Source organism: Chryseobacterium sp. D764 (genome assembly GCF_019317325.1).
Lineage (GTDB): Bacteria > Bacteroidota > Bacteroidia > Flavobacteriales > Weeksellaceae > Chryseobacterium.
Map to the genome: position 1 here is coordinate 4,664,752 of NZ_CP079219.1, position 12,752 is coordinate 4,677,503.

A 12,752-nucleotide genomic window follows, 5' to 3' on the forward strand; every position below is an offset into this window, starting at 1 on the left:
ATTTAAACATCGAGAATAATATAAAAATAATACATAATAGAAATATGGACATTAAAAAGGATTTCAGAGACTTCTCTGTAAAACATTTAGGAAACAACGGTTTGGTTACCGATCAGTATATGGGAATGTATGGCCCAACGAATCTTACTCCGTACATCATGGAAGAAAGAAGATTAAACGTTGCTCAGATGGACGTTTTCTCCCGTTTGATGATGGACAGAATTATCTTCCTGGGAACAGGTATTGATGATCAGGTGGCAAACATCGTTACGGCACAGCTTTTATTCTTAGAAAGTGCTGACCCATCAAAAGATATTCAGATCTATATCAACTCTCCCGGCGGAAGTGTTTATGCAGGTTTAGGTATTTATGACACCATGCAGATCATTAAGCCAGATGTAGCTACTATCTGTACAGGGATGGCTGCTTCAATGGGAGCTGTATTATTGGTTGCCGGAGAAAAAGGAAAACGTTCTGCGCTTAAGCACTCAAGAGTAATGATTCACCAGCCTTCAGGAGGTGCTCAGGGAGTTGCTTCTGATATGGAGATCAACTTGAGAGAGATGCTGAAATTGAAGCAGGAACTTTATGAAATTATCGGTCACCATTCAGGACAAACTTACGAGTGGGTAGAAAAATCTTCTGACAGAGATTACTGGATGACTTCTGAGGAAGCTAAAGGCTACGGAATGGTAGATGAGGTTCTTCAAAGATCTACAGAGAAAAAATAATTGATTGTAAAATCATAAGAAACCGCACCGATTTGGTGCGGTTTTTTTTGTTGGATTAATTATGAATTTTAAACTGTATTGACTGTTTAGATTCCTGCGGAATGACACAATTGAAATGATGGTTTATACATACAGTTTGTCATTCCGTAGGAATCCAGCCGCAATCATTCAAGAAGAAATACTTCAGACAGAATCTCAATCCAGACCAAATTCCAATTGAAGACGTAAAAATTCCCATCCTTTGGAGGGGGTGGTTTTGCATGTCCACTTTAACTATTTCTTAACAACCTTAGGATAAATACTGAATTTTTTCTTCGCAACGGAAAACGCCTAAAGTTAGCTGTGCTTCACTTTGGTTCTATTGTTAAAATACAATTATCATTATATTCAAGATCAGTTTATAATCAATTTCTATTTTCGCAGCCATAAAAGTGAATATGAAAAAATTACTATTGTCTGTTGTAGTGCTGGCAGTATTGGCTTCATGTAAAAGTGATGATGATACCACAATGATTAATCAGGATATTAATTATTCCAAACTCCCTCAGGAATTTCCGTTTACAAAACTGGCTGCGATAAACGGAGTAGATGTCATTAATGGCGGATTTGGTTCCGGAGCAGCAGCTCATCCTACAAGAAAAGGCGAATTCTATGTCATTACAGACAGAGGACCAAATACTGACTTTCAGAATGGTAAAAAGTTTCTAGCTCCTAACTTTACTCCAACGATTATGCATTTTAAAATTAATGCTGACGGAAATGTAGAGGTAGTCAAATATATTAAACTTAAAAATCCATCCGGGCAACCTATTACGGGATTACCAAATCCGGTAGGGATGGGAAGTACGGGGGAAATTGCTTATGATGCTTCCGGAAATGTTTTAGGTACTGATCAGTATGGACTGGACAGTGAAAGTATTGTAGCAGCAGCAGACGGTACATTCTGGGTTTCTGATGAATATGGACCGCATATTGTGCATTACAGTGCAGACGGAGTAGAAATGGAAAGAATAAGCCCGATAGGTGTAAATACCGGAACAAGAAAATTACCTGCTGTGTTAGCAAAGAGAAGAGCCAACAGAGGAATGGAAGGACTGTGTATTACTCCAGACGGAAGAACGCTGGTAGGAACGATACAGTCGATGATGCTTGTACCCAGCAAAGCATTGGCAACCAATACCACTTTAACGAGAATTGTCACCTTTGATATTATTACAGGGCAGACCAAACAGTTTTTGTATAAACAGGATGGAGGCGCTTCAGATTCAGTATGTGATATTACTGCATTAAGTAACAATGAATTCCTGGTGATTGAAAGAGATGGGAATTTCGGATCTCAGGGAGGAATTAAAAAAGTATACAGGATTAACCTGAGCAATGCTTCCGATGTGAACGGAACTGATATTGCTGCCGTAGATGGTATGAAAGTGAATGGAAAAGCCTTAGAGCAATGCTCATGGGATGAAATTACGAATGCCGGGATAAAAACTGTTACCAAAACATTAGCTGTAGATCTGGTTGCAAAACTGGGCTATGAACATGATAAGTTTGAGGGAATTGTTTATTTAGGAAATAATAAACTGGCTGTTTTCAATGATGATGATTTTGGAGTAGTGGATGATGGAAATGGTAACCCAAAAGCTAAGATTCTTCCTAAAACAGGGAAGGTAGATAAAGGAACTATGTATGTAGTCGATATTCAATAATTAGATTTTTTTAACGGAAAACGGCGGCATCGAAGATGCCGCCGTTTTTATTTATCAATAGGAGCGGACTTTATCCAGAGCCTATTTTTTTGAATATTAGTTAAAACCCTCAATGATCTTAGAGAAATCCTCTAATTTCAAAGCAGCTCCTCCAATAAGACCTCCGTCGATATCCGGCTGAGAGAAAATTTCTTTTGCATTGTCTGGCTTTACAGATCCTCCATAAAGGATTGAAATTTCATCAGCAACTTCCTGTCCATATTTTGCAGCGATGATACTTCTGATGTGTGCATGAATTTCCTGAGCCTGCTCCGGACTTGCCGTTTCTCCTGTTCCGATAGCCCAAACCGGTTCGTAAGCAATCACTACCTTCTTGATTTCTTCAGCAGAAAGTGTAAAAAGAGCGACTTCAGTCTGATTTTTTACCACTTCCAGATGTTGTCCTGCTTTTCTCTGCTCAAGAGTTTCTCCGTTACAGTAAACAGGAATAAGACCTTTGTCAAGTGCTAATTTGATTTTTCTGTTACAGTGAGAATCTGTTTCTCCGTGATACTGTCTTCTTTCAGAGTGTCCGATCAATGAACCGGTAGCATCGATAGATTCCAGCATATCTGCAGAAATTTCTCCTGTGTAAGCTCCGCTTTCATACTCGCTCATATCCTGAGAAAATACTCCGATTTCATCCTTTTCAAAGATGTCTTTTGCCATCATCAAATATAATGCTGGTGGAGCGATCCAAACCTCACAGTGGGTAGCATTGTTGTTTTTATAGCTTAGTAACTGAATCATCAATTGTTGTGCATCAATTACATTTTTGTTCATTTTCCAGTTTCCTGCAACTATTTTTCTTCTCATAACATTTATTATATTTATTTACTTCATTTATTTATTTCGTGATTATAATCCCCAAAGGTTTTTCAGCAGAACGTAGAAAGTATGCTCCTCTTCAGTTACTTTATTATCCGCTTTGATCAATGATTTTGCAAACTGAACAAACTTTACACGTTCATCTTCTGTAGAATCATCATGGAAACATCTTGCATGAAATTCAAAATGATCTTTCCATTCTTCGGGCTGTAAAAGAGCCAGTGTTTCCAATTCGTTGTCAAGATTCATTCTGAACGGAAATTCATCCGCCATATATTGCTGAACCAGCATTCCTTCCTCAGGAGCAAACTCTCCGTCTACAGAAGAAAGAATCATTAATAAGTGATATCCGGCGATTGATTTATTTGATTTTTGCATGAGCTGTTGTATGTTTAAGTTTAGTGTTTAAATTTGATAGTTGATCTACGATTATTTCTCGTAAAGACCTATCATTCATCATTCATCATTTATAATTATTTAACGTAGTCCTTTGCAGGCTGTTTGTCTATAATTTTTCCATTCTCAAGAATCAGTACAAACGGGTTGCTTCTTGCTATGGTTTTGATGGCAGTTCCGTCCATCATTGCGTTTTTAATGGTTTTAAAAGTATTGGGATAGGTAGAAACTCCATAGATAAGAGCTCCTTTTTGTGTATTTACTTTAGCTTCCACCTTCTGAAGCAGATCAGCAGAAATATCTTTTGGATGATAAGAGAATACCAAAACGGCTTTTGGAGCGTTGATGATCTCGTTCGTAACCTCCATTCCTGTAGGATCTTCAATCTTAAATTTCACAATTTCAGATTTGTAACCTTCTTTGATCAGTACAGATTCATTTTTTCCTTCCTCAATTTTCCAGGGAGAACCTTCTGCCCAGTATTCTGTTTTTTTGATATAAGCATCCTGATTTACCTTTATAACAACCCCTGTTTTCTGGTTTTTCAGAGAATAAAAAGTCTTATATTCAGAAGGATTTTTTTCAATTTTTCCTTTTTCACCTTTAATGTCCGTTCCTATTTTATAATCACGGAAATCAATGATCGGTTCATGCATAATCCCTTGTGCCATCACATAAATCATTCCCAGTGAAAAAACTGTTAAAAGGATATATTTAAATGTATTGGAAGACTCTTTCTTGGTCACTCCATACTCATCTTTTTTACGGAAATCTTTTCTGTACAAGACAAATAATATGATCAATCCTACCAGAAGCACAATATCCTTAAGAAAGCTCTGCCAAGGTGTAAATTTGAGGGCATCTCCAAAACATCCACAGTCTGTTACCACATTGAAATAGGCTGAATAAAACGTAAGGAATCCAAAGAAAATACAAAGCGCAATTAATATGGATAAGGTAAACTTAAGCTTTAATTTAAGCAGTAACATAAATCCTAAGAAAAGCTCCAGTACCACTACGATAATGGAAAAAAGCAGGGCAAACTTTTCTAAAAACGGCATGTTGAAAACAGGAGGAGCAAAATATTCTTCCATTTTGAAAGAAAAACCTACCAGATCCACGGCTTTCACAAAGCCTGAAAGGATAAAAATAACAGCAATAATAAAGCGTAATAAACCTTTGAGCATATTAAATATTTTTGGGTTCGAATTGATTTTCTTTTTCTGAGAACTTGATCAGGCAGAAGACAGCATAATTCAGCATATCGAAATAGTTGGCGTCAAGCCCTTCTGAGACGATCGTTTTTCCCTGATTATCCTCAATCTGTTTAGTTCTTAATACTTTCTGATAAATAAGATCTGTGATCGAAGAAATTCTCATATCTCTCCATGCCTCACCATAATCATGATTTTTTCTCTCCATTAAAGCTTTCGCTTCGTTGGAATATTGGTCATACAGACCTAAAATTTCTTCTTTATTTTCATTGAAATCATTGGAAAGACCCTTCTCCAGCTGAATAAGTCCAATGATAGAGTAATTGACAATTGCGATAAATTCATCTTCTTCACTCTCATCCACCATTTTTTTATCAGTCATCTGCAGCGTACGGATTCTGTTCACTTTGATATAAATCTGATCCGTAATAGAGCTTGGTCTTAAAACCCTCCATGCTGCACCGTAATCCTGTAATTTTTTACCGAAAAGATCACGACACTGACTGATAACTTTCTCGAACTGTACTGATGTTTTTAACATAAATTTTCTTAATCTTCCAAATATACGAATTCGGTTTTAGATTTTTGAATTTGATGAGCTGAGTTTGTGAGTGAGAGGGTTTGAGAGGGTGTCTCCAGCTTCTGGCTTCCAGACAATAATTTCTAATTTCTAGCTTCCTACCTCTTATTAAAACATCATAAATCACTAATTTTGCAGTACAAAAATCATGATCAATTATAAAATCCATGCTCTCTAAGTCTCCAATTCTCCAGCCCTCCAACGCTCCAACCTACTCAATCAATTGTAATGGTCGTTTAGTACAGCTTGATACTCCAAAAATCATGGGAATCCTCAATCTGACTCCGGATTCATTTTCTGATGGCGGGAAATTCAATGAGGAAAAATCAGCTTTGAAACATGCAGAAAAACTGTTGAAAGATGGCGCAGAAATACTGGATATCGGACCTCAGTCTACACGCCCCAATGCAGAATTTTTAAGTGCTGCAGAAGAAATAAACCGAATCGGAAATATCATTTCTCTGATCAAAAAAGAATTTCCGGAAGTCTTGATTTCTCTTGATACTTTTTATGCAGCAACAGTAAAATTTGGTTTCAATGAAGGAATTGATCTGATCAATGATATCTCAGGCGGTCAGTATGATGTAGAAATGTTTGATACAGCTGCTGAAACGAAACTTCCCTACATTTTGATGCATGTAAATCCTTCCTACAAAACTATGCACGATAAAATAAAGTTTGAAGATATTACACTGGAAGTGAACCAATATTTTGCTAAAAAGACAAAAGAACTTTTAGAAAAAGGAGTGAATGACATCATTCTTGATCCTGGTTTTGGTTTCGGAAAAACAGGAGAAGATCAGATGAAAATGATCCATGAAGTTGAATATCTCGGATTTGGAAAATTTCCCCTTTTAATAGGTATTTCCAGAAAGTCATTTATCTACAAACCTCTTGGGAAATCACCTTTGGATATCAATGAAGAAACGCAAAAACTTCATATGAAAGTACTAGAACAGGGAGCAAAGATTGTAAGGGTTCATGATGTGGCTGAAGCAAAGGAAACGCTTACCCAGTTTTTACGGAAAAAATAAAAAGTGTAAAAAAACTTGTGAGTAATTAAAAAGTTTATACATTTGCAGTATGAATTTTACAAATCAGAAAAATATTATTGTCATTTCTATTATTGCTGCTGTCATTAACAGCAGGAAGGAAACGGCATTTTAGATAGATTTAAATTTAAATTATATATAGAACCGTTTCAAATTATGAAACGGTTTTTTTTGTTTTATTTTTTTACAATAAAAAGTATGTATCAGTTATTATCAGTAATTATTATCGTCATTATTATTCCCTTGCGTCTGTGAGAAGGAAGATGTATGACTGTACATATATTGAGCCCTCTCACAGCGTGAGAGGGCTTTTTTTATTCCCTTTTGTTAATTTTTTAAACCTCTATAACATGTATTACAACGACGACACGACCATCTACTTTGACGGAAAATTTATGAAAGCGAAAGATGCCGGAACAGATCTGTATGGACAATCACTTCACTATGGTTACTCAGTTTTTGAAGGAATTAAATCTTACAGCACCGATCATGGAGCCAGGATTTTCAAAGCACAAGAACATTATGAAAGGCTAAAAAGATCAGCTGAATTAATGCATATTCCCTTCGATTATTCCGTGAACCAGCTTACAGAACTTACATATGAACTTCTGGATCGTAATGGTTTTACTGATGCTTATATCCGTCCGTTGGTCACGTGTTCACCCAATATGTCCCTTTCAAAAGGACAAAAATCTTATCTGTCACTTCTTGCCTGGGAATGGAATAACGGCTATCTGGCAGATAAAATGAAAATTATGACTTCCCCTTTTCAACGTCCTAATCCTAAAGCTTTCAAGGTTGAAGCCAAAGTAGGAGGACATTATGTAAACTCAATATTGGCCTGTCAGGATGCCAAAGACAAAGGTTACGATGAAGCGCTGGTATTGGATGAAAACGGAAATGTTGCCGAAAGCTCTGGTGCCAATGTGTTCTACGAAAAAGACGGGGTTTTATTTACTCCGGCCAAAGGAAGCATCCTTCCGGGAATCACCAGACAAACCGTTATGGAGATTTGTAATGAGCTTGATATCCCTGTAGAAGAAACATTTTTTAAACCGGAAGAAATGCATGGTGCAGATGCTGGCTTTTTCTGTGGTACAGCAGCAGAAATTGTTGCCCTGGATTCTCTTGATGATGTTCCTTTCACCAGAAATTGGGAAGAGACTTCAAGTGGAAGAGTACAGCAGGCATATTTGAAATTGGTAAGAGTTCTGTCATTGTAGATTTTAAGAATTTAAATATTTGATTATCAGGTGAATATGTCTGTTTTTTAAACGATTGAATATTGTAATTTTTATAAAAATTGAAAATGAAAAGAATATTACAAAATGTAGTTTTGGATCAAAATTTAGTAAAGAACTCCATTTTAAAGAAAGGAAAATAATAGAAAATGCAGGAAAGATATGTTAAATAAATATTCGAAAACATTCACGCAAAACAGTGAACAACCCGCAGCCAAAGCAATGTTGTACGGGATAGGATTTACAGAAGAAGATATGCACAAGGCTCAGGTCGGAATTGCCAGTATGGGTTATGACGGAAATACCTGCAATATGCATTTGAATGATTTGGCTCAGGTTGTAAAAAAGGGAACATGGAATCATGGGTTAGCCGGATTAATTTTTAACACAATTGGAGTTAGTGACGGGATGAGCAACGGAACAGATGGAATGCGCTATTCTCTGGTAAGCCGTGATGTAATTGCAGACAGTATAGAAGCCATCTGCGGAGCACAGTACTATGACGGACTGATTGCATTGCCGGGCTGCGACAAAAATATGCCGGGAACTATTATTGCAATGGGAAGGCTGAACAGACCATCCATCATGGTTTACGGAGGAACTATTGCGCCCGGTTGCTACAAAGGTGAACAGCTTAACATTGTTTCTGCTTTTGAGGCTTTGGGAAAAAAGATTGCAGGAGAAATAACAGAAGAAGATTTTGATGGGGTTGTAAAGAATTCCTGTCCGGGAGCAGGCGCATGTGGTGGAATGTATACCGCCAATACAATGGCCTCAGCGATAGAAGCATTAGGAATGAGTCTTCCGTATTCCTCTTCTAACCCTGCTCTGAGTAAAGAAAAACAGGAAGAATGTCATGAAGCAGGAAAATATCTGAAAATATTATTGGAAAAAGACATCAAACCATCAGATATCATGACCCGTAAAGCTTTTGAAAATGCTTTGCGCATGATTGTTATTCTTGGAGGAAGTACCAATGCTGTTTTACATTTCATAGCCATGGCAAAAAGTGTAGGAGTGCCTCTTACTCAGGATGATTTCCAGAAGATGAGTGATGTAACTCCGGTATTGGCAGACCTAAAGCCAAGCGGAAAATATCTGATGCAGGATCTGTATGAACACGGAGGAATACCATCAGTAATGAAATACCTTTTAAACCAAGGATTATTACACGGTGATTGTGTAACGGTAACCGGAAAAACATTAGCCGAAAATTTAGAAAATGTTCCGGATCTGGATTTCAATACACAGAAAATCATAAAACCATTGTTAGAACCTGTAAAAGCTACCGGACATTTGAGAATACTGTACGGAAATCTTGCTGAAAAAGGAAGTGTGGCAAAGATCACAGGGAAAGAAGGAGAACGTTTTGTAGGAAAAGCCCGCGTATTTGATGGCGAAAAGAACCTGATCAGAGGAATTCAGGATGGAACCGTACAGCATGGTGACGTTATCGTCATCCGAAATGAAGGTCCGAAAGGTGCTCCCGGAATGCCCGAAATGCTTAAACCCACGAGTGCACTGATTGGTGCAGGTCTGGGAAGCAGTGTCGCCTTGATTACAGACGGAAGATTTAGCGGAGGAACCCATGGATTTGTAGTAGGGCATATCACTCCGGAAGCTCACGAAGGAGGCCTGATCGCCTTTGTAAACGATGATGACCTGATTGAAATTGATGCTGTAAACAACACGATACAGCTCAAAGTTTCAGAAGAAGAAATAAAAAGAAGAAAGGAAGGATGGCAAAAACCACCTCTTAAAGTACAGAAAGGATTGCTTTATAAATATGCATTAACAGTATCATCAGCGGCAGAAGGCTGTGTAACGGACGAAATCACTCAATAAAAGTATATGGAAAACCTGAATTTATCAACAGAAATACAACTTAGCGGAAGCCGGATCATTCTTGAAGCTTTTCTTCAGGAAGGGGTGAAAACCGTTTTCGGATATCCGGGAGGGGCTATTATTCCTATTTATGATGCCCTTTACGACTATCAGGAGAACCTGAAACATGTGCTTGTACGTCACGAACAGGCTGCCGTACATGCGGCGCAGGGTCTGGCAAGAGTTTCAGGAGAAGTCGGTGTCGTATTGGCAACCAGTGGTCCCGGAGCAACCAATCTTGTAACAGGACTGGCTGATGCTCTACTGGATAATACTCCTCTGGTATGCATTACAGGGCAGGTTTTTGAACACCTTCTCGGAACCGATGCCTTTCAGGAAATAGATGTGATGAACGTTACAAGTCCGGTTACCAAATGGAATTATCAGGTGACCGATGCCAATGAGCTTCCTGAAGTATTGGCAAAAGCATTCTACATAGCAAAATCAGGTCGCCCTGGTCCTGTCCTGATTGATGTTACCAAAAATGCCCAACTGCAACCTGTTGATTATAAAGGATATTCTCCATGTTATTCATTGAGAAGTTATAAACCCAATCCTGATCCATGTTTTGAAAGTATTGAAAAAGCGGCTTTGCTGATCAATGAGGCAGAAAAACCATTCATTATCGCCGGACAGGGGATTATGTTGGGGAATGCTGAAAAAGAGTTTTTAGAGTTTGCCGAAAAATCTGGAATTCCGGTGGCATGGACGGTTTTAGGAATGAGTGCTATTCCTACCGATCATCCACAAGCCGTTGGAATGGTAGGAATGCATGGAAACTATGGACCGAATATATTAACCAATGAATGTGATGTTTTGATTGCTGTCGGAATGCGCTTCGATGACCGCGTAACAGGAAGACTGGATCAGTATGCGAAACAGGCAAAAATCATTCATCTGGATATAGATAAAGCAGAGATCAATAAAAATGTAAAAGTAGATATTCCGGTTCTTGGAAACTGTAAACATACCCTTCCATTTCTTACAAAATGGATTGCAAAAAGAGAATACCCGGAATGGCATGAAAGATTTAAAAACTGTCATGAAATTGAAAATAACAGTCTCATCAATACAGAGCTTTATCCTGAAGAAGGAGAAATTACTATGGGAGAAGTCATCCGTTATCTGAACGAGATGACTGAAGGAGAGGCGGTCATTGTAACAGACGTGGGACAGCATCAGATGGCAACATGCCGTTATTCTAAATTTAAGAATTCCCGTACCAATGTAACGAGTGGCGGATTGGGAACCATGGGGTTTTGTCTTCCTGCTGCAATAGGAGCATCTTATGCAGGGACTGGCCGTCCTGTAATTGCTGTCATGGGAGATGGAGGTGCTCAAATGAATATTCAGGAATTGGGAACCATTATGCAGTATCATCCGGAGGTCAAAATATTAATTCTTAATAACTGTTATCTGGGAATGGTAAGGCAATGGCAGGAATTGTTTCACGAAGAAAGATATTCCTCAGTGGATATTCAGAGTCCCGACTTTGTTCAGGTGGCAAAAGGATATAATATCCCGGGAAATAAAGTGTCTGAAAGAAAAGATCTGGAATGGGCACTTCGCCAGATGCTTGATCACAACGGCGCTTTTCTTCTTGAGGTCATGACGGGAAAAGAACATAATGTATTTCCAATGATTCCTCAGGGAAAAAGTGTTTCAGAAATCGTACTGAATAATAAATTTTAAAAATAAAAAAGATGAAAACAGATCATAAAGAATATACCATTACAGCGTATACAGAAGATTATTTAGGATTGATCGGCCGGATCAATGCTATTTTTTCAAGAAGAAGAATTTCTATGGTGACCTTCAATGTAGGTCCTTCAGAAATAGAAAAAGTAAAAAAGTTTGTCATCGTGATCAGAGAAACAGAAGATTCTGTTCAGAAAATAAGCAGACAAATGGAAAAACAGGTAGACGTTCTGGAAGTACATTATCACAGAAATCCATACCTGACAGCTGTAGAATATGCAAGCTAAACATAAAATTAAACATCATAATCAATAATTATAAAATCAAAAAAAATGGCAAAATTGAATTTTGGAGGAGTAGAAGAGAACGTAGTAACGAGAAATGAATTTCCGTTGGAAAAAGCTCAGGAAGTATTAAAAAATGAAGTAGTAGCGGTAATTGGATACGGAGTACAGGGACCCGGACAGGCTTTGAATCAGAAAGATAACGGAATTAATGTTATTGTAGGACAGAGGAAAAACTCCAAATCATGGGATAAAGCAGTTACAGACGGATTTGTACCGGGAGAAACTTTATTTGAAATTGAAGAAGCTTTAGAAAAAGGAACCATAATCTGCTACCTTCTGAGCGATGCTGCACAGATTGAATACTGGCCAAAAGTAAAACAACACCTTACCCCAGGAAAAGCATTATATTTTTCTCATGGTTTTGGAATTACTTTCAGCGAACGTACGGGAATTGTTCCTCCAGCTGATGTAGATGTATTTCTGGTAGCACCAAAAGGCTCAGGAACTTCGTTGAGAAGAATGTTTCTCCAGAACAGAGGTCTGAACAGCAGTTTTGCCGTTTATCAGGATGCTACAGGAAAAGCAAGAGAAAGAGTAACTGCATTGGGTATCGCGATAGGAAGCGGATATCTGTTTGAAACCGATTTTAAAAAAGAAGTATACAGCGATCTTGCCGGAGAGCGTGGAACATTAATGGGAGCTGTACAGGGAATATTTGCTGCTCAGTATGATGTATTGAGAAAAAACGGACACAGCCCTTCTGAAGCCTTTAATGAAACAGTGGAAGAACTCACGCAGTCATTAATGCCTTTAGTGGCAGAAAACGGGATGGACTGGATGTATGCCAATTGCAGCACAACCGCTCAGAGAGGAGCTTTAGATTGGTGGAAACGTTTCAGAGATGCTACTTCGCCTTTATTTGAAGAATTGTATGACAACGTAGCCAAAGGAAATGAAGCACAACGTTCGATTGACAGTAACAGCAAGCCGGATTATCGTGAAAAACTGGAAGTTGAACTTACAGAGTTAAGAGAAAGCGAAATGTGGAAAGCTGGCAAGACTGTACGAAGCCTCAGACCCGAAAACAATTAATTAT

At 38.2% G+C, this 12,752-nt stretch carries 12 protein-coding genes; 8 read left to right on the top strand and 4 right to left on the bottom strand.

The features are described 5' to 3' along the window. Positions 1-44: 44 nt before the first annotated feature. Together clpP and KYG33_RS21295 are read left to right on the top strand one after the other, a co-directional pair. A complete protein-coding gene (clpP, locus tag KYG33_RS21290) occupies positions 45-731 on the top strand; it encodes an ATP-dependent Clp endopeptidase proteolytic subunit ClpP (protein WP_034726592.1) in 687 nt (228 codons plus the stop codon). A 437-nt stretch (positions 732-1,168) separates the two neighbouring features. Beyond that, the gene (locus KYG33_RS21295; protein WP_219072375.1) at positions 1,169-2,437 is read left to right on the top strand and encodes an esterase-like activity of phytase family protein; all 1,269 of its coding nucleotides are present in this window, start codon (positions 1,169-1,171) and stop codon (positions 2,435-2,437) included. A 96-nt stretch (positions 2,438-2,533) separates the two neighbouring features. Here the strand turns inward: KYG33_RS21295 and tpiA are convergent, their stop codons facing one another. From tpiA to KYG33_RS21315, 4 genes are all read right to left on the bottom strand, one after another. Further along, positions 2,534-3,292 (bottom strand): triose-phosphate isomerase, encoded by a 759-nt coding sequence (tpiA, locus tag KYG33_RS21300; protein WP_077415427.1) that lies wholly within the window; start codon positions 3,290-3,292, stop codon positions 2,534-2,536. 42 nt (positions 3,293-3,334) lie between these two features. Continuing rightward, positions 3,335-3,682: a TerB family tellurite resistance protein gene (locus tag KYG33_RS21305; RefSeq protein ID WP_077415425.1), complete on the bottom strand. Its 348-nt coding sequence runs from the start codon at positions 3,680-3,682 to the stop codon at positions 3,335-3,337. Positions 3,683-3,777: 95 nt separating this feature from the next. Further along, positions 3,778-4,887: a BT_3928 family protein gene (locus KYG33_RS21310; RefSeq protein ID WP_219072376.1), complete on the bottom strand. Its 1,110-nt coding sequence runs from the start codon at positions 4,885-4,887 to the stop codon at positions 3,778-3,780. Between the two features lies 1 nt (position 4,888). Then, positions 4,889-5,455, bottom strand: coding sequence for a DUF1599 domain-containing protein (locus KYG33_RS21315; RefSeq protein WP_219072377.1), 567 nt, complete (start codon positions 5,453-5,455; stop codon positions 4,889-4,891). Between the two features lie 302 nt (positions 5,456-5,757). Here KYG33_RS21315 and folP point away from each other — a divergent pair, with 302 nt between their 5' ends. From folP to ilvC, 6 genes are all read left to right on the top strand, one after another. After that, positions 5,758-6,528: a dihydropteroate synthase gene (gene folP / locus KYG33_RS21320; protein ID WP_175627229.1), complete on the top strand. Its 771-nt coding sequence runs from the start codon at positions 5,758-5,760 to the stop codon at positions 6,526-6,528. A 368-nt stretch (positions 6,529-6,896) separates the two neighbouring features. Next, positions 6,897-7,769, top strand: a complete 873-nt coding sequence (gene ilvE / locus KYG33_RS21325; RefSeq protein WP_219072378.1) for a branched-chain-amino-acid transaminase — start codon at positions 6,897-6,899, stop codon at positions 7,767-7,769. A 180-nt stretch (positions 7,770-7,949) separates the two neighbouring features. Beyond that, positions 7,950-9,632, top strand: a complete 1,683-nt coding sequence (gene ilvD / locus KYG33_RS21330; protein WP_219072379.1) for a dihydroxy-acid dehydratase — start codon at positions 7,950-7,952, stop codon at positions 9,630-9,632. Positions 9,633-9,638: 6 nt separating this feature from the next. Beyond that, on the top strand, positions 9,639-11,363 hold the full coding sequence (ilvB, locus tag KYG33_RS21335; protein WP_077415413.1) for a biosynthetic-type acetolactate synthase large subunit: 1,725 nt from the start codon (positions 9,639-9,641) through the stop codon (positions 11,361-11,363). Positions 11,364-11,374: 11 nt separating this feature from the next. Further along, positions 11,375-11,656 (top strand): hypothetical protein, encoded by a 282-nt coding sequence (locus KYG33_RS21340; protein WP_052184688.1) that lies wholly within the window; start codon positions 11,375-11,377, stop codon positions 11,654-11,656. Between the two features lie 45 nt (positions 11,657-11,701). Continuing rightward, the gene (gene ilvC / locus KYG33_RS21345; RefSeq protein WP_180565450.1) at positions 11,702-12,748 is read left to right on the top strand and encodes a ketol-acid reductoisomerase; all 1,047 of its coding nucleotides are present in this window, start codon (positions 11,702-11,704) and stop codon (positions 12,746-12,748) included. Positions 12,749-12,752 lie beyond the last annotated feature (4 nt).

Excerpts from the sequence above, each read along its gene's own strand:
- folP (WP_175627229.1), top strand. The coding sequence starts at position 5,758 with ATGGGAATCCTCAATCTGACTCCGGATTCATTTTCTGATGGCGGGAAA.
- tpiA (WP_077415427.1), bottom strand. The coding sequence starts at position 3,292 with ATGAGAAGAAAAATAGTTGCAGGAAACTGGAAAATGAACAAAAATGTA.
- KYG33_RS21305 (WP_077415425.1), bottom strand. The coding sequence starts at position 3,682 with ATGCAAAAATCAAATAAATCAATCGCCGGATATCACTTATTAATGATT.
- ilvE (WP_219072378.1), top strand. The coding sequence starts at position 6,897 with ATGTATTACAACGACGACACGACCATCTACTTTGACGGAAAATTTATG.
- KYG33_RS21295 (WP_219072375.1), top strand. The coding sequence starts at position 1,169 with ATGAAAAAATTACTATTGTCTGTTGTAGTGCTGGCAGTATTGGCTTCA.
- KYG33_RS21310 (WP_219072376.1), bottom strand. The coding sequence starts at position 4,887 with ATGCTCAAAGGTTTATTACGCTTTATTATTGCTGTTATTTTTATCCTT.
- KYG33_RS21340 (WP_052184688.1), top strand. The coding sequence starts at position 11,375 with ATGAAAACAGATCATAAAGAATATACCATTACAGCGTATACAGAAGAT.
- clpP (WP_034726592.1), top strand. The coding sequence starts at position 45 with ATGGACATTAAAAAGGATTTCAGAGACTTCTCTGTAAAACATTTAGGA.
- ilvB (WP_077415413.1), top strand. The coding sequence starts at position 9,639 with ATGGAAAACCTGAATTTATCAACAGAAATACAACTTAGCGGAAGCCGG.
- KYG33_RS21315 (WP_219072377.1), bottom strand. The coding sequence starts at position 5,455 with ATGTTAAAAACATCAGTACAGTTCGAGAAAGTTATCAGTCAGTGTCGT.
- ilvD (WP_219072379.1), top strand. The coding sequence starts at position 7,950 with ATGTTAAATAAATATTCGAAAACATTCACGCAAAACAGTGAACAACCC.
- ilvC (WP_180565450.1), top strand. The coding sequence starts at position 11,702 with ATGGCAAAATTGAATTTTGGAGGAGTAGAAGAGAACGTAGTAACGAGA.